The 24635-nt window shown below is 73.2% G+C and carries 20 protein-coding genes; 11 read left to right on the top strand and 9 right to left on the bottom strand.

Annotated elements, in window-relative coordinates; translation table 11 throughout:
- Nucleotides 1-20 precede the first annotated feature (20 nt).
- Nucleotides 21-536, top strand: coding sequence for an inorganic diphosphatase (locus OM98_RS08785; RefSeq protein ID WP_010534249.1), 516 nt, complete (start codon nt 21-23; stop codon nt 534-536).
- 88 nt (nt 537-624) lie between these two features.
- On the opposite strand, the gene OM98_RS08780 is transcribed toward OM98_RS08785, so the two are convergent.
- Both OM98_RS08780 and OM98_RS08775 read right to left on the bottom strand, forming a co-directional pair.
- Nucleotides 625-1347 (bottom strand): hypothetical protein, encoded by a 723-nt coding sequence (locus OM98_RS08780; protein ID WP_010534248.1) that lies wholly within the window; start codon nt 1345-1347, stop codon nt 625-627.
- 53 nt (nt 1348-1400) lie between these two features.
- Nucleotides 1401-2114, bottom strand: coding sequence for a peptide deformylase (locus OM98_RS08775; RefSeq protein ID WP_010534247.1), 714 nt, complete (start codon nt 2112-2114; stop codon nt 1401-1403).
- Nucleotides 2115-2361: 247 nt separating this feature from the next.
- Here OM98_RS08775 and OM98_RS08770 point away from each other — a divergent pair, with 247 nt between their 5' ends.
- Both OM98_RS08770 and OM98_RS08765 read left to right on the top strand, forming a co-directional pair.
- Nucleotides 2362-3444, top strand: a complete 1083-nt coding sequence (locus tag OM98_RS08770) for an ABC transporter ATP-binding protein (protein WP_010534246.1) — start codon at nt 2362-2364, stop codon at nt 3442-3444.
- Nucleotides 3445-3678: 234 nt separating this feature from the next.
- Complete coding sequence (locus OM98_RS08765; RefSeq protein WP_010534245.1) at nt 3679-4920, top strand: DUF4032 domain-containing protein; 1242 nt, start codon at nt 3679-3681, stop codon at nt 4918-4920.
- 12 nt (nt 4921-4932) lie between these two features.
- On the opposite strand, the gene rlmB is transcribed toward OM98_RS08765, so the two are convergent.
- The 4 genes from rlmB to OM98_RS08745 form a co-directional block, all read right to left on the bottom strand.
- Entirely contained in the window at nt 4933-5874 is a 942-nt protein-coding gene (gene rlmB, locus OM98_RS08760; protein ID WP_010534244.1) for a 23S rRNA (guanosine(2251)-2'-O)-methyltransferase RlmB, read from the bottom strand.
- Nucleotides 5875-5885: 11 nt separating this feature from the next.
- Nucleotides 5886-7328, bottom strand: coding sequence for a cysteine--tRNA ligase (gene cysS, locus OM98_RS08755; RefSeq protein WP_010534243.1), 1443 nt, complete (start codon nt 7326-7328; stop codon nt 5886-5888).
- Between the two features lie 63 nt (nt 7329-7391).
- Entirely contained in the window at nt 7392-7877 is a 486-nt protein-coding gene (locus tag OM98_RS08750; protein WP_010534242.1) for a phage holin family protein, read from the bottom strand.
- 70 nt (nt 7878-7947) lie between these two features.
- Nucleotides 7948-9126, bottom strand: coding sequence for a LacI family DNA-binding transcriptional regulator (locus OM98_RS08745; protein ID WP_010534241.1), 1179 nt, complete (start codon nt 9124-9126; stop codon nt 7948-7950).
- Between the two features lie 139 nt (nt 9127-9265).
- Here OM98_RS08745 and OM98_RS08740 point away from each other — a divergent pair, with 139 nt between their 5' ends.
- Genes OM98_RS08740 through OM98_RS08730 form a run of 3 tightly spaced genes read left to right on the top strand, consistent with a single transcriptional unit; the run spans nt 9266 to nt 12197 of the window.
- Complete coding sequence (locus OM98_RS08740; protein WP_010534240.1) at nt 9266-10636, top strand: sensor histidine kinase; 1371 nt, start codon at nt 9266-9268, stop codon at nt 10634-10636.
- Nucleotides 10633-11286, top strand: a complete 654-nt coding sequence (locus OM98_RS08735) for a response regulator transcription factor (RefSeq protein ID WP_010534239.1) — start codon at nt 10633-10635, stop codon at nt 11284-11286. Before OM98_RS08740 ends, OM98_RS08735 begins: the two co-directional genes overlap by 4 nt.
- On the top strand, nt 11286-12197 hold the full coding sequence (locus OM98_RS08730; protein WP_010534238.1) for a DUF4097 family beta strand repeat-containing protein: 912 nt from the start codon (nt 11286-11288) through the stop codon (nt 12195-12197). The genes OM98_RS08735 and OM98_RS08730 overlap by 1 nt, the downstream gene beginning before the upstream one ends.
- Nucleotides 12198-12284: 87 nt before the next feature.
- Here the strand turns inward: OM98_RS08730 and acs are convergent, their stop codons facing one another.
- On the bottom strand, nt 12285-14264 hold the full coding sequence (gene acs / locus OM98_RS08725; RefSeq protein ID WP_010534237.1) for an acetate--CoA ligase: 1980 nt from the start codon (nt 14262-14264) through the stop codon (nt 12285-12287).
- Between the two features lie 189 nt (nt 14265-14453).
- On the opposite strand from acs, the gene OM98_RS08720 reads away from it, so the two are divergent.
- Nucleotides 14454-15563: an NADH:flavin oxidoreductase/NADH oxidase gene (locus OM98_RS08720; protein ID WP_010534236.1), complete on the top strand. Its 1110-nt coding sequence runs from the start codon at nt 14454-14456 to the stop codon at nt 15561-15563.
- Nucleotides 15564-15570: 7 nt separating this feature from the next.
- The gene (locus OM98_RS08715) at nt 15571-16689 is read left to right on the top strand and encodes an AMP-binding protein (protein WP_010534235.1); all 1119 of its coding nucleotides are present in this window, start codon (nt 15571-15573) and stop codon (nt 16687-16689) included.
- Here the strand turns inward: OM98_RS08715 and OM98_RS08710 are convergent.
- Nucleotides 16670-18091, bottom strand: coding sequence for an L-serine ammonia-lyase (locus tag OM98_RS08710; RefSeq protein WP_010534234.1), 1422 nt, complete (start codon nt 18089-18091; stop codon nt 16670-16672). The two genes, OM98_RS08715 and OM98_RS08710, sit on opposite strands and share 20 nt — an antisense overlap.
- Nucleotides 18088-19755 (bottom strand): DEAD/DEAH box helicase, encoded by a 1668-nt coding sequence (locus tag OM98_RS08705; protein WP_010534233.1) that lies wholly within the window; start codon nt 19753-19755, stop codon nt 18088-18090. The genes OM98_RS08710 and OM98_RS08705 overlap by 4 nt, the downstream gene beginning before the upstream one ends.
- A gap of 56 nt (nt 19756-19811) precedes the next feature.
- Here OM98_RS08705 and panD point away from each other — a divergent pair, with 56 nt between their 5' ends.
- From panD to leuS, 3 genes are all read left to right on the top strand, one after another.
- On the top strand, nt 19812-20237 hold the full coding sequence (gene panD, locus OM98_RS08700; protein ID WP_010534232.1) for an aspartate 1-decarboxylase: 426 nt from the start codon (nt 19812-19814) through the stop codon (nt 20235-20237).
- Nucleotides 20238-20356: 119 nt separating this feature from the next.
- Complete coding sequence (locus OM98_RS08695) at nt 20357-21283, top strand: AEC family transporter (RefSeq protein ID WP_029362786.1); 927 nt, start codon at nt 20357-20359, stop codon at nt 21281-21283.
- Between the two features lie 401 nt (nt 21284-21684).
- Nucleotides 21685-24612: a leucine--tRNA ligase gene (leuS, locus tag OM98_RS08690; RefSeq protein WP_010534230.1), complete on the top strand. Its 2928-nt coding sequence runs from the start codon at nt 21685-21687 to the stop codon at nt 24610-24612.
- Nucleotides 24613-24635: the final 23 nt, after the last annotated feature.

Here is a 24635-nt window from a genome sequence, read left to right as displayed (position 1 = left end):
AGAGCAATGGAGCGGCTGTCGTGGAATTCGACGTGACCATCGAGATCCCCCGGGGGAACCGGAACAAGTACGAGGTGGACCACCACAACGGGCGGATCCGCCTGGACCGGATGCTGTTCACCGCCACCCGGTACCCGGACGACTACGGCTTCATCGAGGGCACCCTCGGTGAGGACGGCGACCCGCTGGACTGCCTGGTCCTGCTGGAGGAGCCCACCTTCCCGGGCTGCCTGATCCGCTGCCGCGCGCTGGGCATGTTCCGCATGCGCGACGAGGCCGGTGGCGACGACAAGATCGTCGCGGTGCCGGTGGGCGACCGCCGTCAGGTGCGCCGTCAGGAGCTGACCGACGTCTCCGAGTTCCACCGCCTGGAGATCCAGCACTTCTTCGAGGTCTACAAGGACCTCGAGCCGGGCAAGAGCGTCGAGGGCGCCCACTGGGAGGGCCGCAGCGACGCCGAGGCCGAGATCCGCCGCTCGTACGTGCGCGCCCTCGGCACCGAGCACGCCAACGAGTTCACCCAGGACCACTCCTGAGCCGCTGAGCCAGCCGCCCGCTCCGCCGGGCGATGGACGAGGGCCCCGGATCCGCACGGATCCGGGGCCCTCGTCGTGGATGCGGAGGTCAGTCCTCGATCGCCGGGCGGGCGGAGCCCTGCAGCGTCTCGGGGGCCTCCTCGAAGATCTCCTCGAGGGCGTCGACCACGGAGCGGGAGACGAGCCGCGCCCCGACGCCGCCGATCACGGCGCCGACGCCGAAGGGCAGCAGCCGGCCCAGCCAGATGCCGCTGGTGCGAGCGAGCACGCGGCGGCGCACGTAGCGGGAGACCTGCCGGGTGACAAAGCCGGGGACGACTCCCCCGCCGCCGAGCACGGAGCTCCACTGCATGCCCTGCTGGCCGAGGCTCTTGGCGATGATCTCGGCGCCGCGCTCCCCGGAGAGCACCGCCATCAGCACCAACCGACGGGTCTCGGCGTCGCGCATGTCGACGTCGTGGATGTCGGCCGCGGCGAGCGTGAGGAAGGCGCTGGCCTCGGCGAAGACCAGACCCTCGCCGACGGTGAGTCCGAGGGCGGTGGCGGTGCCGATGCCGGGCATCGCGGCCACGCCGCCGATGCCCGCGCCGGCGCCGGTGGCCAGCACCGAGTAGCGCAGGGTGAGGGCGCGCATCAGCTCCTCGGTCGAGGCGCCGGGCTTCTTGGCGCGCAGGCCCTGCACGTAGCGACGGGCGACGGGCGCCTGTGCGCGCAGCGCGGTGTCGAGCAGCGAGATCCAGCGGTCGTCGAGCTCGGGGGAATCCCCGGCGGGCAGGTCGGCCGGGCCGGGGGTGTTGTCACGGCTGGTCACGGGGTGGCTCCGTTCTGTGGTCGGCGATGGTCACACGCTACCGGGCGGGGTGCTCAGGCCCCGGCATCCGCGGCGCGCGCCGGGCGCGGCAGCACCACCTGCTCGGGACCGAGCTCGGCGATGGGACCGGTCAGGCCGAGGCGGCGCACGGCCTGGGGGATCTCGGCGTAGTGGTGGACGTAGGCCTCGTCGACGTAGGAGCGCGGCACCATCCGGTCGTGGCAGAGCACGCCGTGGAGGTGGTCGGTCTCGTGCTGCAGGATGCGGGCGGTCCAGCCGAGGTGCTCCTCCTCCACGGCGGTCCCCTGCCCGGCGGCGTCGAGCTCGGTCGCGCGCAGCCGCACCCGACGGGCGCGGGGAACGATCGAGCGCCAGCCGCTGACGGAGAGGCAGCCCTCCCAGGCCACCACGTCCTGCTCGCCGAGGGGCTCCAGCACGGGGTCGGCCAGGGTGCGCAGCGGCAGCGGGCGGCGCTCCAGCAGGTCGTCCTCGGGGTCCTCCCCGGGGGTGGAGGCGTGGGCGTCCTCGACCACCACCAGGCGCAGCGGGATGCCGACCTGCGGGGCGGCCAGGCCCACCCCGGGGGCGCGGCGCATGGTCACGGTCATCGCCGCGGCCAGCTCGGCCAGCAGCGCCGGCTCCACCCGCTCGGCGGGGCTCACGGCGCGGCGGCGCAGGGCGGGGTGCCCGGCCTGGACGATGCGCAGCGGGGCCCCGGGCTCGGGGCGGCGGTCGAGGGTGCGGCGGATGAGATCGGCGAGGTCCACCCGGCCAGTATCGCCCGGGCGCCGGGTCCGCGAGGGACCGTGCCGCCCCGGTCCCGCTCGGGCCGACGGGCGGCTCGGCAGCGGGCGACGCGCCCACGGGACGAACGGGTGGCCACGATCACATGCGAGCTGGGCTACACTCTCTCCAGCCGGTGCAAAGGTGCACAGCTGCATCCTGCGACAAACCGGTGATCATCACTTCACAACGGACCGTCCGGCACGTACCTGCCGGTGAAGGAGAACCACCATGGCAACAGTCACGTTCGACAACGCCTCGCGCATCTACCCGGGCCAGGAGCGCCCGGCCGTGGACAACCTGAACATCGAGATCGCCGACGGCGAGTTCCTCGTGCTGGTCGGTCCCTCGGGCTGCGGCAAGTCCACCTCCCTGCGCATGCTCGCCGGTCTCGAGGAGATCGACGCGGGCCGCATCCTCATCGGCGATCGCGACGTCACCGACGTCCCGCCGAAGGACCGCGACATCGCGATGGTGTTCCAGAACTACGCGCTGTACCCGCACATGACGGTGGCCGACAACATGGGCTTCGCCCTGAAGATCGCCGGCACCCCGAAGGCGGAGATCCGCAAGCGCGTCGAGGAGGCCGCCAAGATCCTCGACCTCGAGCAGTACCTGGACCGCAAGCCGAAGGCCCTCTCCGGCGGTCAGCGCCAGCGTGTGGCCATGGGCCGCGCGATCGTGCGCTCCCCCCAGGTGTTCCTCATGGACGAGCCGCTGTCCAACCTGGACGCCAAGCTCCGCGTCTCCACCCGCACCCAGATCGCCTCGCTGCAGCGTCGCCTGGGCGTCACCACCGTCTACGTGACCCACGACCAGACCGAGGCGATGACGATGGGCGACCGCGTGGCGGTGCTCAACGGCGGCGTGCTCCAGCAGATCGACTCGCCGCGCCGCATGTACGACCACCCGAACAACGTGTTCGTGGCCGGCTTCATCGGTTCCCCGGCGATGAACCTGCTCGAGGAGAAGCTCACCGACCAGGGCGTGCAGTTCGGCGGCGCGGTGCTGCCGGTGGACCGCTCCACCCTCACCGACACCAACGAGAACTCGGTCACCGTGGGCGTCCGCCCCGAGGACCTGGAGCTCGTCACCGACGGCGAGGGCCTCGCCGTCGAGGTGGACGTGGTCGAGGAGCTCGGCGCCGACGCCTACGTCTACGGCCGCCTGGCGGGCGACGACTCCGGCAAGGAGATCATCGCGCGCGTCGACGGGCGTCGTCCCCCGGCCAAGGGCGAGACCGTGTACTTCCGTCCCAAGCAGGGCCACCTGCACCTGTTCGACGTGAAGTCCGGTCAGCGCCTCGGCGACTGATCCCCACCGCCCCGCGAGGCGGTGAACGCACGGGCGTCCGGCTGCGGCCGGGCGCCCGTGCGTCGTCCTGCGGGCACCGGTCGTGCCCGGGCCGACGGTCGTGCGGCGGGCGTCCCGCACCGGCGGTCGGCCCCGTCCATCTCGGGAAAAGGACGACCCGGACGAAGGTCACGATCCCGTCCGTGTGGTGCCGAGGTACCCGGTGCGGGCCCCTTCGTGGGGGACAATGGACGCATGGCACCCTTGGAGATCACGGCCTCCCGAGCGGATCCGGCACTGCTGGACCTGCCCTGGGAGCGACCCCTCGAGGAGTGGCCGGAGGACATGCTCGCGGCCCTCCCCCGCGGCATCTCCCGGCACGTGGTGCGCTTCGTGCGGGTCTCCGGGCGGGTGCTGGCGCTCAAGGAGATCAACCACGACCTCGCTCGCCGCGAGTACGACATGCTGCGGATGCTGGCCCGCATCGGCATCCCCGCCGTCGCCCCCTTCGCGGTGATCTCGGGTCGGACCGACGCCGCCGGGGAGCCGCTGGACGCGGTGCTCATCACCCGGCACCTGCAGTTCTCCCTCCCCTACCGGGCGGTGTTCAGCCAGCTCTCGCAGGAGGACACGGCCCACCGGCTGCTGGACGCGCTGGCCGTGCTGCTGGTGCGGCTGCACCTGGAGGGCTTCTACTGGGGCGACGTCTCCCTCTCGAACACCCTGTTCCGTCGCGACGCCGGCGCCTTCGCGGCGTACATCGTGGACGTGGAGACCGGCAGCCTCCACGAGCAGCTCACCGACGGCCAGCGCCTGTACGACCTGGACCTGGCGCGCACCAACATCATCGGCGAGCTGATGGATCTGCAGGCCGGGGAGCTGATCGACCCGGAGTCCGACCCGATCGAGGTGGGCGACACCCTGGTGCGCCGCTACACCGAGCTGTGGGACGCCCTCACGGCCCGCGAGCAGTTCTCCACCGAGGAGCGCTGGCGGGTCGCGGCGCGCGTGGAGCGGCTGAACGCGCTCGGCTTCGACGTGGACGAGCTGGACATCACCACCGACCTGGACGGCACCACCCTGTCGATCTGGCCGAAGGTGGTCGACGCCGGCCACCACGCGCGGCGCCTGCAGTCCCTCACCGGGATCGACGCGCAGGAGAACCAGGCGCGGCGCCTGCTGAACGACCTGGACCAGTACCGGGCCGTCACCGAGCAGCAGGACGAGGATGAGGAGTTCGTCGCCCACGAGTGGCTGCAGCAGCAGTACGAGCCGGTGGTGCGGGCGATCCCCCGCGGCATGCGCTCGAAGCTGGAGCCGCCGGAGTTCTACCACGAGGTGCTCGAGCACCGCTGGTACCTCTCCGAGCAGCGCGGGGTGGACGTGAGCCTGGACGAGGCGGTGCGGGACTACATCCTCACCGTGTTCGTGCACCGGCCGGACGAGCGCTCCCTGGTGACCACGGAGACGTCCGCCCTGCCGATGTTCGAGGGCTGAGCGCCCCGCCGCTCAGGCGTGGCCGTGGGCGGCGCGGACCCCGGAGATCTCATAGAGGGCGATCGCGGCGGCCACGGAGGCGTTCAGCGACTCGGTCTGCCCGCCCATCGGGATCGATACCACCTGGTCGCAGGTCTCGCGCGTCAGGCGGGACAGGCCCTTGCCCTCGGCGCCGACCACCAGGGCCACCGGCTCGGTGCCCAGCTCCAGCTCGCGACTGGTCACGTCGCCCTCGGCGTCCAGGCCCAGCACGAACACGCCCTGGGACTTCAGCGCGGACAGCGCCCGGTTGAGGTTGGTGACCTGCGCGACCCGCACCCGCCCGGCCGCGCCGGCGGCGACCTTCCACACGCTCGCGGTCATCGAGGCGCTGCGGCGCTCGGGGATGATCACGCCGTGCGCGCCGAAGGCGTCGGCGCTGCGCAGGATCGCCCCGAGGTTGCGGGGGTCGGTCACGCCGTCCAGCGCCACCAGCAGCGGCGGCTCGAAGGCGTCCTGGGCGATCTGCACCAGGTCCTCGACGTCGGCGTACTCGTAGGGCGGGATGGTCAGCGCCACGCCCTGGTGGACGGCGTGGTCGGTCATCCGGTCCAGGTCGGTGCGGGAGGCCTCGGCGATGGGGAGGTTGCGGGCGCCGGCCAGGCGCAGGATCTCCCGCACCCGCTCGTCGACCTCGATCCGCGCCATCACCGTGAGCTGGGTGACGGGGACGTCCTCCCGCAACGCCTCCAGCACCGCGTTGCGCCCGGCCACCTGGTCGGCGCCGGGGCGGCCGCGGTCGTCGCGGCGGGCCTTCTTCGTGCCGCCCTGGTAGGCCTTGTGATGGGGGCGGTCGGCCGCCTTGGGGGTGGGGCCGCGGCCCTCGAGGCCGCGACGGCGCACGCCGCCGGAGCCGGCGGTGGCGCCCTTCTTGCCGTGTCGCATCGCGCCGCGGCGTGAGCTGTTGCCTGCCATGTCTCTCCTTGTCAGTTCGCGGGGGCCAGCGTCCAGCGGGCCCCGTCGGGGCCGTCCTCGACGCGGATCCCGGCCGCGGTCAGGGCGTCGCGGATCGCGTCCGCGCGGGCCCAGTCCTTCTCCGCGCGGGCGGTGGCCCGCGCGTCCAGCTGGGTGCGGACGAGGGCGTCCAGCGCCGTGTGCGCCGCGTCCCCGTCCTCGGTGTCGCCGCCCCACTGGGGGCCGATCGGGTCCAGGCCGAGCACGTCGAGCATGGCCCGCAGGCGGCCCAGGCCCGCCGCGACCAGGGTGGGGTCGGGGGCGGCGGTGGCGAGCAGAGTGTTCAGCGCGGCCTGCTCGCGGTGGATCACGGCCATCGCCTCGGGCACCGCGAGGTCGTCGTCCATCGCGGCCACGAAGGCCTCCGGCAGCTTCACGGACTCGAGGTCCGCCGACGGCTGGGCGAGGGCCTCCCCGGGCACCAGTTCGGCGGCGCGTCGCACGGTCGCGCCGAAGCGCTCCCAGACCACCTGCGCCTCGGCGACCGCGGCGTCGTTGTACTCGACGTTGGCGCGGTAGTGCCCGCCGACCAGGGCCAGGCGCACCACCGGGGCGGGGGCCGCGGCGAGCGCGTCGGCGGCGGAGACGAAGTTGTCCAGGCTCTTGCCCATCTTCATGCCGTCCACGGTGAGCATGCCGGAGTGCACCCACTGGCGGGCGAAGCCGTATCCGGCGCCGTGGGACTGCGCCTGCTCGTTCTCGTGGTGCGGGAAGCGCAGGTCGCGTCCGCCGGCATGGATGTCGAAGGTCTCGCCGAGGTACTTCAGGCTCATCGCCGAGCACTCGAGGTGCCAGCCGGGGCGGCCGCGCCCGAAGGGGGTGTCCCAGCTGGCGGTCTCCGGCTCGGTGTCCCTGGCGGCCTTCCAGAGGGCGAAGTCGCGGCGATCGCGCTTGCCGGGCTCCATCTCCTCGCCGGCGTCGAGCATGTCCTCGAGGCTCTGGCGGGTCAGGGAGCCGTAGTCCGGCAGGGAGGCGACGTCGAAGTAGACGGAGCCCTCGCCGTCGGCGTAGGCATGGCCGCGCTCGATGAGGCGCTCCATGAAGGCGATCATCTCGGGCACGTGCCCCGTGGCGCGCGGCTCGTAGTCGGGACGCAGGGTGCCGAGTGTGGCCAGGGTGTCCTGGAAGTCCCGCTCGAAGCGCAGCGACCAGGCCCACCAGGCCGCCTCGGCCTCCGCGGACTTCACCAGGATCTTGTCGTCGATGTCGGTGACGTTGCGGACGTGGGTGACCTCGTAGCCGGAGCGGCGCAGCCAGCGCACCAGCACGTCGACCGCGAGGAAGGTGCGCAGGTGGCCGAGGTGCGGCGCCCCCTGGGTGGTGGGGCCGCAGACATACAGCGACACCGCCCCCTCGCGCACCGGGGTGAAGGGTGCGGTGGTGCGGGTGGCGGTGTCGTGCAGGTGGAGGCTCACGCCTGCCAGGGTACTGCCCACGGGGGCCGGGAGCAGCCGTTCAGGGGCTCCCGGCCTGCGAGATCACTCGCTCGAGGCGGTCTCCGCGCGCTTGCCGTAGAGCTCCTCGAAGGTGTCGTCGTAGGTGACCGCGTTGCTGCGGCGCTTGCCCTGGACGGCCCCGACCGCGGACTGCGCGGTCTCGATGGTGGTCTCGGGGGCCTTGAGCTTCTTGGAGATCAGGAAGGCCACCAGCCCCGCGATCGCGGCCAGCAGCACGAAGACGCCGGCGACGATGAGGAAGGAGGCCCAGTCCGGCAGGCCCGCGCGCTGCAGGCCGGTGGCGGCGGCGAACAGCAGCATCACCCAGGCCGAGAGCAGCAGGAACAGCAGCACCGCGGCGCAGGCGGCGATGATGCCGATCTTGATGCCGAGGGCGGTGAGCTCCTTCTTGGCGATGTCGATCTCGGCGTGGACGACGCCCAGCAGCTCATCACGGATGGACTGGACGAGCTCGCCGATGGACCGCTGGGTCGGCGGCGTGCTCGGGTCGTTCGTGGTGTTGATCATGGGTGGGAGCCTAACGCAGGGGAATCGGACAGAGGGGACGTGCGCGCACAGGTCGGGACTCGACCCGCTCTCAGTCGACGGAGATCCGCTTGCGCCGCGGCGACTCGGCGCGGGGGCCGGCGGAGCTGGAACGGCGCACCACCACGGAGGGTGCGACGGCGACGTCGCGGGCGTCCTCCTCGTGGCCGGAGACCCGCTCCACCAGGAACTGGGCGGCGAGCGCGCCGATGCGATCGGAGTTGGGGTCGACGCTGGTCAGCTGCGCGATCCCGGAGGCACCGATCGAGGTGTTGCCGTAGCCGGCGACGGCGAGCTGCTCGGGCACGGAGAAGCCGGCCTCGCGGGCGGCGGACATCACACCGACTGCGGTCACGTCGTTGGCGCAGGTCACGGCCGTGGGGACATGGCTGCCGCGCAGCAGCATGTTGCCGGCGGTCTGCCCCACCTGCTCGGTGAAGTCACCGGGCTCGATGCGGGCGGAGTCGCCGAGGCCGTGGCGCTCCATGGCCTTGCGGAAGGCGGCGGCGCGCTCGGTGGCGACGGCCGAGCCGACCCCGCCGACGTGCGCGATCTCGCGGTGGCCGAGCCCGACCAGATGGTCCACGAGCAGGCCCTGGCCGACTTCGTCGTCGATGCGGACGGTGTCGATGCGCCCGACGAACTCCTTCGAGCAGCCGATGCCGATGATCGGACGGTCGCCGACCACCTCCATCACTCGCTGGTCGTCGGCGAGGTCGGAGATCATCAGGAAGCCGTCCACGCCGAGCTGGACGAGGGACTCGATGGCGTCGGTGTCCGCGGCGATCGGGTACTCGGGCACGCGGCGTCGGGTGGGCACCACCACGGCAGAGCGGCCGGTGGCGGTCAGCTCGATGCGGATCGCGCGCACCAGGTCGGAGATCCAGGTGTTGCGCATGGTGTTCACCAGCACGGCGACGACGCCGCGGTGGTCTGCCTCCCCGGCGAGCTCCTCGAGGGGGAAATGGAGGCGCTCGGCCTCTTCGCGCACCCGCTCGGCCAGGCGGGGACGGATGTCGTCCGTACCGCGCAGGGCGCGCAGCGCGACGGCGCTGGAGATGCCCAGGGAGTCGGCGACGTCGCGGAGGGTGCCGCGGCTGGGACCGGAGTCCTGCGCGATGGACTCGGTGACCTCCTCGCCCTGCTCGACGACCTGACCGGTGGTGCCCTCGGTGCCGGTGCCGTCCTCGGCGCCGAGCGTGGGGTCGATGCTGCTGGAGTTACTCGCCATGGCCCCATTGAACCGCATCGGCACCGCACCGGGGGCCGCCCCTCAGGCGATCCCTCATGGCCGGGCGGGGGTTTTCCCCCGCCCGGGAGGCGGGACGCCCCGGTGGGAGCGGAATTTCTCCGCCCGTACTGTCGTCCCCATGGACGCCGAGCACTCCCCCCAGACCTCCCCGTCGCCGGATCCCGTGCCCGCCCAGGAGCGCCGGGACACCCGTTCCTCCGACCGCGGTCGCCTCACCGTGGCCGCCGTGCTCGGGGTGCCGCTGGGCGGATTCCTGTTCCTGACCTGGTTCTGGATCTCGCTCTCCCTGCTGAGCGCGGGGCTGGGCTCACTGCTGGCGGCGGGCGCGGGCCTGCTGCTGCTGATCCCCTGGGTGCTGCTGATGCGCGGTGCGATCGCGCTGGAGCAGCGCCGCGCGGTCTCGGTGCACCGGATGCCGGTGATCACCCCGCGGCGCCGCCGCAGCACCCGCGAGGGCTTCACGGGCTGGCTGCACGGCCTCTGGCTGGACGTGACCTCCGGGGCGTTCTGGCGCGGGGTGCTGCACCACCACCTCGCGATGGTCGTGGCCGGGATCTTCTCCCTGCTCGCCCTCGCCCTGCTGACCACCGCGTGGATGGCGGTGGACATCGCCGTGCGCTATGGCCCGCTGGAGATCAGCGGCGTCGAGCTGTCCCGCCTCGCCCTGGTGGTCGTCGCCGTGCTCATCGCCGTGCTGGCGATCGGGGTGCTGATCCTGGGGGCCCTGGCCGACCGCGGACTCGCCCGAGGGCTGATCTCCGGCAGCGAGGACGAACTGCGCGAGCAGGTCACCGAGATGTCCCTGCGCCGCCAGGGCGCGGTGGACGCCGCCGCCCAGGAGCGGCTGCGCATCGAACGCGACCTGCACGACGGCGTCCAGCCCCGCCTGGTGGCCCTCGCGATGACCCTGGGCCGCGCGAAGCAGGCCATCCCCACCGACCCGCAGCGCGCCACCGCCCTGGTCGACCACGCCCACTCCGAGGCGAAGGCCGTCGTCACCGACCTGCGTCAGCTGGCCCGCGGCATCCACCCGGCGGTGCTCACCGACCGCGGCCTGGATGCGGCACTCTCCGCCCTGGCCGCCCGCTCCCCCGTCCCGGTGCGGATGCAGGTGCGGATGACCGGACCGGTGGACCGCGAGCAGGAGGCCGTGGCCTACTTCGTGGTCGCCGAGGCGCTGACCAACGTCGCCAAGCACGCCGCGGCCACCACCGCCGAGGTCACCGTGCTGCGCGAGGGCCCCGAGGGCGAGCTGCGCGTACGGGTGGCCGACGACGGCCGCGGCGGCGCCGCGATCCGTCGCGACGGCGTCTCCACCGGCCTGGCCGGCCTCGCCGACCGGGTCCGCGCCACCGGCGGCCGCCTCGAGGTGTCCGCGGCCGCCCCGGGCACGGAGCGTCCCGGCACCGTGCTGACCGCCCTGATCCCCCGTTCCACCGCACCCGCCGCGCCGACCGGCCGGCCGCTCCCCCAGGAGGCCACCCGATGAGGATCGTGATCGCCGACGACGCCGTGCTGCTGCGCGCCGGCCTCGAGCACCTGCTGACGGAGGCCGGCCACGAGGTCGTCGCCGCCGTCGGCGACGCCACCACCCTGCTGTCCGCGGTGCGCGAGCACCGCCCCGACCTGGCCGTGGTGGACGTGCGGATGCCGCCCACCTTCACCGACGAGGGGGTGCGCGCCGCCACCCTGATCCGCAGCCAGGACCCGGAGGTGGCGCTGGTGGTGCTCTCGCAGTATGTCGAGGAGCGCTACGCCTCCGAGCTGATCGCCGACTCGCCCCGCGGTCTCGGCTATGTGCTGAAGGACCGGGTGGCCGACGTCGAGGACTTCCTCGGCGTCGTCGAGGAGGTCGGCTCCGGCGGCACCCGGCTGGACCCCGAGGTGGTGCAGCAGATCTTCGTCCGCTCGCGCCGCCGCCGCACCCTGGAGGGCCTCACCCCCCGGGAGCGGGAGGTGCTGGCGCTGATGGCGCAGGGCCGCTCCAACCAGGCCATCGCCGAGACCCTGTTCGTCTCCCCCGGCAGTGTGGAGAAGCACATCTCCTCCCTGCTCACCAAGCTCGACCTGCCGCCCGTGGACGGCGAGAACCGCCGTGTGATGGCGGTCCTGCGCTATCTGGAATCCGAGGAGAAGTGATGACCGCCCCCGATCCCCGCCCCCGCTCCTGGCAGCGCGGCGGCGCCCGCCGCCTGACCCCCGCCGCCGACGGCTCGCGCGCGCTGCGCTGGGCGGTGCTGCTGCTCGGCCTGGTCCTGGTGATCGGCGCCGCCGGTTCCCTGGCCACCGTCACCTGGGCCACGAGGGTGGCCGACGGCGAGTACGACGACATTCCCGCCGCCCACGAGCTCGGCACCCCCGACTCCCTCGCGGTCGCCGCCGAGGTCACGGACATCACCGCGGTCCGCGACCCGGAGGCCACCCAGGTCACGGCCGCGCTGGTCGAGCCGGGCGCCACCACCCTGCCGGCCACCGGGGAGACCGTGCGGGCACGCGTCACCCTCGGGGGCACCGAGGCCGACCGCGAGGTCGAGGTCGACGTGCCGCGCACCAGCCACCCGGTGCCGTGGATGACCACCCAGCGCGACCTGCTGGTGGTGATCCCCCCCGAGCACGAGCTGGCGCTGGAGGCCACGAACTGGGTCGGCGACATCGAGGCCGAGGGCGCCTTCACCCGGGTGATGGCCCGCACGTCCGCCGGCGACGTGGAGCTGCGCGACATCTCCGTCGCCAAGGACGTGTCGGTGACCTCCGAGGTCGGCGACGTGGAGCTCTCCCTCGCGGACTCGGTGCCGGGCGGCATCGACGTCGCGAACCCCCTCGGCGACACCTCGGTGCGCCTGGCACCCGAGGCCGAGGGCGACCTGACGGTCGCCGCCGGCGTCGGGGACGTCGAGGTCGCCGCCCCCGGCTCCGGCCGCTACGCGGTCGAGGCGCACTCCGAGATCGGGGAGACCACCATCGACCCCGACCTGGTGAGCGGCGACGGGGAGGTGCTCGGCACCCTCATCGCCAGCAGCAGCAGCGGCGACGTGACCGTCGGGCGCTGAGCCCGAGCGGGCCCCCACGGCACGCGGCGGCCCCGCCCGACCGTCGCGGTCGGACGGGGCCGCCGTCGTCTGCGGTGCGGGCGCGGGTCAGGAGCTCGTGCCGGAGAGCCCCCGCTGGATCTTGTCCATCACCGAGGAGTCGGCGAGGGTCTGGGTGTCGCCGACCTCGCGGTCCTCGGCGACGTCCCGCAGCAGACGCCGCATGATCTTCCCCGAGCGGGTCTTGGGCAGCTCGTTGACCAGCAGCACCTTCTTGGGACGGGCGATCGGGCCGATCTCCGTCTTCACGTGCTCGCGCAGGGCCTGCGCGGCGGCCTCCTCGCCCCCGGCCGCGGCGACCGCGTCCTCGGTGCCGGAGCGCAGGATCACGAAGGCCACGGCGGCCTGCCCGGTGGTCTCGTCGCTGGCGCCGACGACGGCGGCCTCGGCCACCCATTCGTGGCCCACCAGCGCCGACTCGATCTCCATCGTCGAGAGCCGGTGTCCTGAGATGTTCATGACGTCGTCCACCCGGCCCAGCAGCCAGATGTCCCCGTCCTCGTCCTTCCGGGCGCCGTCGCCGGCGAAGTAGCGGCCCGGGAAGCGCGACCAGTAGGTGTCCTCGAAGCGCTCCGGGTCGCCCCAGATGCCGCGCAGCATGCCCGGCCAGGGCTCGGTGAGCACCAGGTAGCCGCTCTCGCCGTCGGCCACGGGCTCACCGGCCTCGTCCAGCACCTCGGCGCTGATGCCGGGCAGCGGCACCTGCGCGGAGCCGGGCTTGGTGGAGGTGATGCCGGGCAGCGGCGAGATCATGATGCCGCCGGTCTCGGTCTGCCACCAGGTGTCCACGATCGGGCAGCGCTCGCCGCCGATCACCCGGTGGTACCACATCCAGGCCTCGGGGTTGATGGCCTCGCCGACGCTGCCGAGCAGCCGCAGGGAGCCGAGGTCGTACTCGGCGGGGATCTGCTCGCCCCACTTCATCGCGGTGCGGATCGCGGTGGGCGAGGAGTAGAACAGCGAGACCTGGTGCTTCTGCACGATCTCCCACCAGCGGCCCTGGTGCGGGCTGTCGGGGGTGCCCTCGTAGATCACCTGGGTGGCGCGGTTGGTCATGGGGCCGTAGACCACGTAGGTGTGGCCGGTGACCCAGCCGACGTCGGCCGTGCACCAGTAGACGTCGTGGGAGGGCTTGAGGTCGAACACCGCGCGGTGGGTGTAGCTGGCCTGGGTGAGGTAGCCGCCGGTGGTGTGGACGATGCCCTTGGGCTTCCCGGTGGTGCCCGAGGTGTAGAGGATGAACAGCGGGTGCTCGGCCTCCACCCAGACGGGCTCGTGCTCGGTCGAGGCCTGCTCGCGGGCCTCGTGCCACCAGATGTCACGGCCCTCGGTCCAGTCGACGTCCTCACCGGTGCGCCGCACGACCAGCACCTTCTCCACGCTGGGGGCGCCGGCGGCGAGCGCCGCGTCGACGGCGGGCTTCAGCGGCAGGGCCTTGCCGCGGCGGAACTGGCCGTCGGCGGTGATGACGGCGCGGGCCTCGGCGTCCTCGATCCGCGAGCGCAGGGCGTCGGCGCTGAAGCCGCCGAAGACCACCGAGTGGGGGGCACCGATGCGGGCGCAGGCCAGCATCGCGAAGACGGCCTCGGGGATCATCGGCAGGTAGATCGCGACCCGGTCGCCGGTGCGCACGCCCATGTCGGCGAGCACGTTGGCCATGCGGGAGATCTCGTCCTTGACCTGGGTGTAGGTGTAGGTGGTGGAGGTGCCGTCCTCGTACTCGCCGATCAGGGCGGTCTGGCCGCCGTGGCCGGACTCCACGTGGCGGTCCACGGCGTTGTAGGCGGCGTTCAGGGTGCCGTCGGCGAACCAGCGGGCGACCGGGGCCTGGGACCAGTCCAGGGTCTCGGTGAAGGGGGTCTTCCAGCTCAGCAGCATCGCTCGGGAGCGCCAGAAGGCCAGCCGGTCCCGCTCCGCCTCCTCGTAGAGGGAGGGTCGCGCCACCGCGTTCTGGACGAAGTCGGTGGGCGGGGAGAACGTGCGGCCCTCGGCCTGCTGATCGGTCCCGGTGGCGGTCTGGTCGGACATCGGCACTCCTGTTCGCGGGGCCCCGGAGGGGCGGTGACGGACCCGCCCACCCTATCGCGCTGAGACCTGCCTCACGCGACCGGGAGGTCTCTCCCGGCGGGTCCGTCCGCCTCCTCCCGGATCGCGAAGGGCGCGGATCACCGCTGGGCATCGGCGCGGCGGAGCCTCCGATCCGACTACGGTTGGGGCATGGCCAGCACGTCGGGCTCCTCGACTTCCCCCTCCCTCTTCGATGGCGCACAGCTGCGCTCCCTGACGCTGCGCAATCGCACCTGGCTGGCCCCCATGTGCCAGTACATGATCGAGGCCGAGGACGGGGTGCCGACCGACTGGCACCTCATGCACCTGGGCGCCCGGGCCGCCGGCGGCTTCGGCCTGCTCGTCACCGAGGCCACCGCGATCAGCCCGGAGGGGCGCATCAGCCCCCTGGACGCGGGCCTGTGGAACGAGGACCAGGTGCGCGCCTGGTCCCGCATCATCGGCTTCTGCCGCGCCCAGGGCGCCGCCGTCGCCGCGCAGCTCTCCCATGCCGGCCGCAAGGCCTCCACCTGGCCGGTGCTCCCCCGCTACGCGGCCCGCCGCGGCACCATCCCCGAGTTCGCCTCCGGCTGGCGCACCGTCGGCCCCACGGAGGACCCCTATCCCGGCCTGGACGCGCCCGAGGCGATGACCTCCGCCGACATCCAGGGCGTGGTCGACGACTTCGCCGTCGCCGCCCGCCGGGCGCGCGATGCCGGCTTCGACGCCCTCGAGCTGCACTTCGCCCACGGCTACCTGGTCCACGAGTTCCTCTCACCCCTGATCAACACCCGCACCGACGAGTACGGCGGCAGCCCCGAGGCGCGCCGCCGTCTGGCCCGCGAGGTCGCCGCCGCCGTCCGCGAGGAATGGCCCTCCGACCTGCCGATCATCGTGCGTATCAGCGCCTCCGACTGGATCGACGGCGGCTGGGACGTGGGCCAGTCCGTGGACCTCGCCCACGAGCTGGCCGGGGTGGGCGTGGACTGCCTGCACGTCTCCACCGGCGGCGCCGTTGCCGCGGACATCGCGGTGGGCTCCGAGTACCAGGTGGGCTTCGCCCGCACCATCCGGGACGCCACCTCGATGCCGGTGGCCGCCGTCGGCCTGATCGCCGAGCCCCGGCAGGCGCAGGAGATCATCGCCCGCGGCGACGCCGACTTCGTGGCCGTGGGTCGGGCCGCGCTGCGCGAGCCCTCCTGGCCGCTGCGCGCTGCCCACGAGCTGGACGCCCGCGAGCCCCAGCTCTACCCCGGCCCCTACCGTCGAGGGGCCTGGTGATCGCGCGATGAGCCCTCTCCGACGCTCCTCCGGCGGGACCCTGCAGGCCCGCCGCATCCTCGGCCGTCGCGCCTTCGCGCGTCCCGGCGCGGTGGTGCTCACCGACACCCGCGGCCGGCTGACCGCGGAGGACCTGCACGGCCAGCTGCAGCTCATGGAGCAGCGCGACACCCGGCCCCCGCGGCTGTCCGAGCTCCCCGCCGCGGCTCCGCTACGGCAGGTGCTGGTCACCGCTCTGGCCGGGGACGGTCAGCTCGACCTGCGCTCCAGCGGCGCCACCGGCGCGCCACGGGTGCATCACCGCGGCCCCTCCACCGCGGCCCAGCAGCGCACCTGGAACGACCTCGCCAAGCGCATCGGCCTGCGCCGCCACGCCGTGGTGGCCACCGCCCTGCCCGGTGTCCACGGCCTCGGGCTGCGCCTGGCCCTGGAGTCCCTGGCTGCGGGGGCGCCGCTGGTGGACCTCAGCCACCTCAGCGTGCAGCGCCGCCTGGCGATGCTGCACCGGACCACGCCGCACCTGCTGGTCGGCACCCCGATGCACCTCGCGGACCTGCTCGAGGCCGACGGGGAGCTCAGCGGGCACCGGGCGCTGCGGATCCCCCGCATCGCCTCCGGCGCGGACCGGCTGGACCCGGAGCTTCACGCGGACCTCGCCCGGCACTGGCGGGCCCGCGTGCACGACGTCTACGGCACCACCGAGACCGGGATGCTCGCGGTGGACGGCACGCCCCTGCGCGGGGTGCGCATCCGCTCCCGCGACGGGGTGCTGCGCGCCCGCACCCCCGTCACCGGGCGCCGCTGGCTGGTCACCGACCGCGGCGAGGTCGACGAGCAGGGTCGGGTGACCGTGCTCGGGCGCCTGCCGGGCGACCGGGAGGACGAGGGCATGGCCCCGGACCCGAGGGCGGTGGTGCGTCTGCTGCAGACTCAGCCCGGGATCCTGCGCGTGCGGCTGCGGGTGGTGCCGGACGCGCAGCGCGTGCGCCGCACGATCGCCCACGTCACCGTCGACGAGTCCGTCGGCGTCACCCACACCGCACCGGGCGTCCAGGCACTGGTGCACGACCGGCTGGGCGCCGCCTCGGTGCCCTCCGAGGTGCGGATCAGCAGTCGGGGACGCTGACCGGCACCGCCGTGAGGGCGAGGCCGCCCATCGCGGTCTCCTTGTAGCGCTCGTGCATGTCCTTGCCGGTGCGGCGCATCGTCTCGATCACCGTGTCCAGGGAGACGAAGTGGTCGCCGCTGCCGCGCAGCGCGAAGCGCGCCGCGGTGATCGCCTTGATCGCGGCCATCGCGTTGCGCTCGATGCAGGGCACCTGCACCAGACCGCCGACGGGATCGCAGGTCAGCCCCAGGTTGTGCTCCATCGCGATCTCCGCCGCGTTCTCCACCTGGGCGGGCTTGCCGCCCATCACCTCGCACAGCGCGGCGGCGGCCATCGAGCAGGCGGAGCCCACCTCGCCCTGGCAGCCCACCTCGGCGCCGGAGATCGAGGCGTTCTCCTTGTAGAGGGAGCCGATGGCCCCGGCGGTGAGCAGGAAGCGCACCACCACGTCCTCGACGTCGACGTCCTCGAGGTAGGTGGTGGCGAAGTAGAGCACGGCCGGGACGATCCCGGCGGCGCCGTTGGTGGGGGCGGTGACGACGCGGCCGCCCGAGGCGTTCTCCTCGTTCACGGCGAGCGCGGCCAGGGACACCCACTCCAGGGCGTTCAGCGGCAGGTGCTCGGGGTCCTCCGCGGTCAGCGAGTCGTGCCAGGAGGCGGCGCGGCGCTTGACCTCGAGTCCGCCGGGCAGCACGCCGGTGCCGCGCATGCCGCGGTCGATGCAGCCGCGCATGGCCTCCCAGATGGCCAGCGCCTCGCTGCGCACCTGCTCCTCGGTGCGCCACTGCCGTTCGCGGCGCAACATCGCCTGGGAGATCGACAGACCGCCCTCCTCGCACACCCGCAGCAGCTCGGCGGCGGTGGAGAACACGGCCAGGCGGCGCTCCCGCTCGGCGTCGCGTCCGGAGGGCAGGGGGATCATCGCCTCGGCGGCGCTCTGGTCCATGTCGGCCTCGTCGATCACGAAGCCGCCGCCGACGGAGAACATCGGCCGCCGCTGCAGCTCCTCCCCCTCGGCGTCGAGCGCCACGAAGGTCATGCCGTTGGAGTGCTGCGGCAGGAAGGTGAGCGGGTGCAGCATGATCCCGGAGGGGCGCAGATCGATCGGGAGGGTGCCGTCCAGCAGCAGCCCGCCCCGCTCCTCGATCGCGGCGACCCGCTCGCGGCCGGCCACCGGATCGACGACGGCGGGGTCATTGCCCTCCAGACCCATGATCACGGCGTCGAGGGTGCCGTGCCCGGCACCGGTCGCGGCCAGCGAGCCGTACAGGTGCACGGCGACCTGCGCGACCCGGGGCGCGAGCTCCGGATCGGCCATCAGGTCGCGGGCGAAGATGGCGGCCCCGCGCATGGGGCCGACGGTGTGGGAGCTGGAGGGCCCGATCCCGATCTTGAACAGATCGAAGAGGCTGATGCTCACCGCGACCCCTTCCGGCGGGGTGCGCCCGAGCCGCCGGAACGGCCCTGCCCCCCGGAACGGCCCTGACCACCGCTGCGGCCCTGGCCACCGGCGCGGCCCCCGCTGCGGCCGCCGGAGCCCTGCCCCCCGCGTCCGCCGCGGGCCTGGCCGCCGCCGCGCTCCTCGCTGTCGCCACGGCCGGAGCCGCCCCGGGCGCCGCGGGAGCGGGTGCCGCCGCTGGAGGGTCCGGCGCTGCTGCCCCCGCGGGTGGAGGCGCCGCGCTGAGCGCCGCCACCGGAGCCGCCTCGGCCTCCTCGTCCGCCCCGGCCACCGCGACCGACGTCCTGGGACGGCTCCTCCCAGGAGGCACGGCGCTCCTCGTTCGCGCGCCGCTCCTCGGCCTGGCGGGTGCTGGCCCCGGACCTGCGGGAGAGGTCGAGCTTGCGCGGGGCGCCCTTGTGCTTGACGGTCGCCGGGTCCTCGGCGGGCTCGCCGCTGGGAGGCCGGCCGCCGAGCTCGGCGATCGCCTCGACCCCGGCGCTGTCGGCGTCCGCCCAGATGCTCTCAACGTGCGCGCCCTCGAGGATCGAGCGGGTGGACTTCACCTGGTGCGGCAGGGCGAGGGTGACGACGGTGCCGGCGGCCCCGGCACGGGCGGTGCGGCCCGAGCGGTGCACGTACTCCTTGACGTCGTCGGCGGGGTCCACATGCACCACCATCGAGACGTCGTCGATGTGCAGGCCGCGGGCGGCGACGTCGGTGGCGACCAGCACCGGGAACGCGCCCTCACGGAAGCCGGCCAGCACGTTGGTGCGCAGGCCCTGCTGCTTGTTGCCGTGCAGGGCGGCGGCGGGCACCCCGACCTCCACCAGCTCCTGGGCGACGCGTTCGGCGCCGAGCTGGGTGCGGGTGAACAGCAGGGAGCGTCCCTCGCGGGCGGCGAGCGCGGCGGTGACCTCGCGCTTCGCACTCGGCGCGATGGCCAGGGCATGGTGGTCCATGGTGGTCACGGCCGCGGCCACGGGGGTGGTCTCGTGGGTGACGGGGTCCACCAGGAAGGTGTCGACGATCTGCTCCACCTGGCCGTCGAGGGTGGCGGAGAACAGCATCTTCTGGCTGCCCATCTCGGTGGCGGCGAGGATGTCGCGCACGTCGGGCAGGAAGCCGAGGTCGGCCATGTGGTCGGCCTCGTCGATCACGGTGGTCTCGACCCGGTCCAGGAACAGGTCGCCGCGCTCGGCGAGGTCGATCAGGCGGCCGGGGGTGGCCACGATGATCTCGACGCCGCGCCGCAGGGCCTCGGCCTGCTTCTCGATGTTCATCCCGCCGGCGACGAGCTGGGCGCGCACCCGCGAGGCGCGGGCGAAGGGGTGGATGGTGTCGACCACCTGCACGGCGAGCTCACGGGTGGGCACGAGCACCACGCCGAGGGGGCGACGGCGGTGCACCTTGCGGCCGCGGAAGCGGGCGGTCATCGCGAGGGTGAAGGCGAGGGTCTTGCCGGAGCCGGTCTCTGCCCGGGCCAGGACGTCCCGTCCCGCGAGGGCGTCCGGCAGGATCGCCTCCTGGATCTCGAAGGCGCGGTCCAGCCCCTGCTCGGCCAGGACGGCCAGCAGCTCCTCGGGCAGCGCCATGTCCTCGAAGCGGCTCGAGCGGTGGGTGCTGCGGCGACGCGCCTTGGGCATCGTGATCCTCCTGACGGACGGGGTGCACCCATTCTCGCTCATGGGACACTGGTGGCGTGTTGCGCACCCTCATGACCTCGAAGATCCACCGCGCCACCGTGACGCAGGCCGACCTGCATTACGTGGGCTCGGTGACCATCGACGCCCAGCTGGCGGACGCCGCGGGCCTGGTGGAGAACGAACAGGTCACCATCGCGGACATCACCTCCGGTGCCCGCCTGGTGACCTACGTCATCCGCGGCGAGCCCGGCAGCGGCGTGATCGGCATCAACGGCGCCGCCGCCCACCTGGTCTCCCCCGGCGACCTCGTGATCATCATGGCCTACGGGCAGATGAACGAGGCCGAGGTGATCGCCCACGAGCCGACGGTCGTGCACGTCGATGCCGACAACCGCATCGTCGCCGTCGGTGAGGACGCCGCCGAGCCGGTCCCCGGCGCCCCCGATCAGATCAGCGGCCGGGAGAGCATCGGCATCCGCTGACCACCTCACCCGGTCACCGGCCCGCCGCACCGCGGGCCACACCGCGGACAGCGCTTCCCCGTCGTCGCACGACCCATATAGGATCCACGGGTGAGCTTCCCTGACCCCCGCCTCCCCCGATGAGCGGGGTGCTGGCGGGGTTCTTCATCGTCTGGTCGATGATCGGCGTGGGCTGGGTGGTCGGACGCACCGGGGTGCTCGGCCCCCACGGCCGCTACGTGCTTAACCGCACCACCTTCTTCGTCGCCTCCCCGGCCCTGGTGCTCTCCAGCCTGCTGGACACCGATCCACGCGAGGTGTTCTCCCCCGCGATGGCGGTGGCCGGCGTCTCCGGCCTCACGACCGGTGTGCTGCTGTTCCTCGGCCTGCGGCTGTTCACCCGCCGTGACGCCTCCGAGGTGACCGTCGCCGCGATCAGCGGCTCCGTGGTCAACGGCGCCAACATGGGCTTCCCCATCGCGGCGTACGTGCTCGGCGACCTCTCCTACGCGATCCCCGTGATCCTGTTCCAGCAGGCCGTCTACACCCCGCTGTACCTGTTCGTCCTGCACACGACGACGCAGAAGGGCTCCCCCGGCCTCGGCGGCGTGACCCGCTCGATCGGCGCGAACCCCACGATCATCGCCTCGGTGATCGGCATGGTGCTGTCCCTGGCCGGGGTGCGCCTGCCCGAGGTGGTGCTGGAGCCCTTCGCCTCCCTCGGCCAGATGGCGATCCCCGCGATGCTGCTCGCCTTCGGGCTCTCCCTCAACGGCTCGAAGCCCCTGGCCAAGGCCGACGGCTATCGCGGCCTGATCGCGATCTCCTCCACCGCGAAGCTCGTGCTGATGCCGCTGATCGCCCTCGGGGTGGGCCTCGCCCTGGACCTGCGCGGGCACGACCTCTACGAGGTGGTGGTGATGGCCGCGCTGCCGACGGCGCAGAACGTCTTCGTCGCCGCCGCCCGCTACCAGGCCGGCGAGAACCTCGCCCGGGACACCGTGCTGATCACGACCATCGGCACCGTGGTCGTGCTGCTGCTGGTCTCCGGCCTCCTCGGCGTCTGAGCACGCCCGCAGCGCCCCCCCACCTGCCCCTCGCGCCCCGCACGTCCCGACCACCCCTCGCCCGCACGGGGGTGCGCCACGTTCGCGTCGGATAGGAGGGGCTATTCCGACGCGTTCGTGACGCACCTCGGCGGATACCCGCACGGACGTGACGCACCCCGGTCCGAGGTGCCACGGACGCCGCCAAGGTGCGTATCGCCGGTGCGCTAGGCTGAGCACGTGGCTCGAGAGCTCCTGCTTCCCTAGCCGCGACGGATCACCGCCCGCACCCGCGGCGCCCCCGGCGCCCGATGCCGGCACCGCCGCGGCCCCCTCGCCTGTGCGGGGGTTTTTTCATGTCGGCGACCCGTCGGCGCAGGAGCACCCCGGCAGCACCCACCCGAACCGAAAGCGAAGGATCCATGAGCGAGGCATCGCACCGCTACACCGCCGCCGTGGCGGACGAGATCGAGCGCCGCTGGCAGCAGCGCTGGGACGAGGAGGGCACCTTCTGGGCCGCCAACCCCGTCGGCGCCCTCGCGGACGGCCGCAGCGCCGAGGAGCTGGGCGAGAAGATCTACATCATGGACATGTTCCCCTACCCCTCGGGGTCGGGGCTGCACGTGGGTCACCCGCTGGGCTACATCGCCACCGACGTGGTGGCTCGCCACCAGCGGATGCTGGGCAAGAATGTGCTGTACACGATGGGCTACGACGCCTTCGGCCTGCCCGCCGAGCAGTACGCCGTGCAGACCGGCACCCACCCGCGCACCACCACCGAGGCGAACGTCGCGAACATGCGCCGCCAGCTGCACCGGCTGGGGCTCTCCCACGACGCCCGCCGCTCCCTGTCCACCACCGACCCCGAGTTCGTGCAGTGGACCCAGTGGATCTTCCTGCGGATCTTCGACTCCTGGTACGACCCGGAGGCGACGAACGTCGACGGCATCACCGGGCGCGCCCGACCCATCGCCGAACTGCGCGAGGAGCTGCGCGCGGGCACCGTGGACCCCATCGCCCTGGCCGAGCGGCAGGGCATCGAGCTGCCCGCCCGCTGGCAGGGCGCCGACGCCGCCGCCGTCACCGCCGCGACCGATGCCGAGATCGCCGAGCTGGCCGACTGCTTCCGCCTGGCCTACATCTCCGAGACCCCGGTGAACTGGTGCCCGGGCCTGGGCACCGTGCTGGCCAACGAGGAGGTCACCGCCGACGGCCGCAGCGAGCGCGGCAACTTCCCGGTCTTCCGCCGTCGCCTGCGGCAGTGGAACATGCGCATCACCGCCTACGCGGACCGCCTGGCCGACGACCTGGACCGGGTGGACTGGCCCGAGTCGATCCGCATCATGCAGCGGCACTGGATCGGCCGCAGCGAGGGCGCCCAGATCACCTTCCCCGTCGTGGGCACCGCCGACGGGCGGGAGCACACCTTCGACGTCTTCACCACCCGCGCCGACACCCTGTTCGGGGCGACCTTCTGCGTGCTCTCCCCCGAGCACGAGCTGCTGTCCGACCCCGCCGTGCTGCCGGCGGCCTGGCCCGAGGGCACGAAGGACGCCTGGACCGGGGGCGCCGCCGACCCGCGCGCCGCCGTCGCCGCCTACCAGGCCCGCGCCGCGGCGCTGGGCGAGGAGGAGCGCACCGCCGAGGACCGCGAGAAGACCGGCGTGTTCACCGGCCTGCTCGCCACCAACCCGATGGACGGGCGCCAGGTGCCCGTCTTCACCGCCGACTACGTGCTGACCGGCTACGGCACCGGCGCGATCATGGCCGTGCCCGCCGAGGACGAGCGCGACTTCGCCTTCGCCGAGCGCTTCGAGCTGCCCGTGATCCGCACCGTCCGCCCGCCCGAGGGCTTCGACGGCGGCGCCTGGACCGGCGAGGGCGAGAAGATCAACTCCGCCAGCGCCGACCTGGACCTGAACGGCCTGGACAAGGACGAGGCCAAGCGCCGCGCCACCGTGTACGCCACCGAGCGCGGCTTCGGCCGGGCCCGCACCACCTACCGGCTGCGGGACTGGCTGTTCTCCCGCCAGCGCTACTGGGGCGAGCCCTTCCCGGTCGTCTACGACCCCGCGGACCCGCTCACCCCCATCCCGCTGCCGGAGTCGATGCTGCCGGTCGCCCTGCCGGAGATGGAGGACTTCTCCCCCAAGACCTTCGATCCGGAGGACGCCGACACCGAGCCGCAGACCCCGCTGTCCCGCGCCACCGACTGGGTGGAGGTCGAGCTGGACCTGGGCGAGGGCCCGAAGACGTACCGCCGCGAGACCAACACGATGCCGCAGTGGGCCGGCTCCTCCTGGTACCAGCTGCGCTACCTGGACCCCAGCGACACCGAGCACCTGGTGCGGCCCGAGAACGAGGCCTACTGGCTGGGCCCGCGCGAGGACGGCTCCGTCGGCGGCGCGGACCTGTACGTCGGCGGCGTCGAGCACGCGGTGCTGCACCTGCTGTACGCCCGCTTCTGGCACAAGGTGCTGTTCGACCGCGGCGACGTGAGCAGCCAGGAGCCCTTCCACCGCCTGTTCAACCAGGGCTACATCCAGGCCTACGCCTACACCGACGCCCGCGGCGTGTACGTCCCCGCCGAGGAGGTCGTGGCCGAGGCCGACAGCACCTTCACCTACCGCGGCGAGCCCGTCACGCAGGAGTACGGGAAGATGGGCAAGTCGCTGAAGAACGCGGTCGCGCCCGACGACATGTACGAGGAGTACGGGGCCGACACCCTGCGCGTCTACGAGATGTCGATGGGCCCGCTGGACCTCTCCCGCCCCTGGGAGACCCGCGCCGTGGTCGGCTCCCAGCGATTCCTGCAGCGCCTGTGGCGTCTGGCCGTCGACGAGGAGACCGGTGCCCTGCGCGTCACCGAGGAGGAGGCGCCGCTGGCGACCCGCCAGGCCGTGCACCGCACCATCGACGGCGTCACCCGCGAGATGGCGGGGATGCAGTTCAACACCGCGATCGCGAAGCTCATCGAGCTGGTCAACCACCTCACCAAGGCGGGCGCCGAGGGCACCCCGCGCGAGGCCGTCGAGCCGCTGGTGCTGATGGTCGCACCCGTCGCCCCGCACCTGGCCGAGGAGCTGTGGTCCCGCCTGGGCCACGAGGGCTCCCTGGCGCGCGCCGCCTACCCGGTGGCCGATCCGGCGCTGGTGAAGGCCGACACCGTCACCTGCGTGGTGCAGGTCAAGGGCAAGGTCCGCCACAAGCTGGAGGTCGACCCGGAGATCGGCGAGGCCGAGCTGGAGACCCTGGTGATGGGCGAGGAGCGGGTGCAGCAGCTGCTCGAGGGCCAGAGCGTCCGCAAGGTCATCGTGAAGGCGCCGCGGATCGTGAACATCGTGGTCTGAGCACTGTCTGCTGGGCGCCGCGG

This window comes from Brachybacterium squillarum M-6-3 (assembly GCF_000225825.1).
GTDB lineage: Bacteria > Actinomycetota > Actinomycetes > Actinomycetales > Dermabacteraceae > Brachybacterium > Brachybacterium squillarum.
The sequence above is the reverse complement of the archived record's forward strand: the minus strand, read 5'-3'. Positions and strand labels throughout refer to the sequence as shown.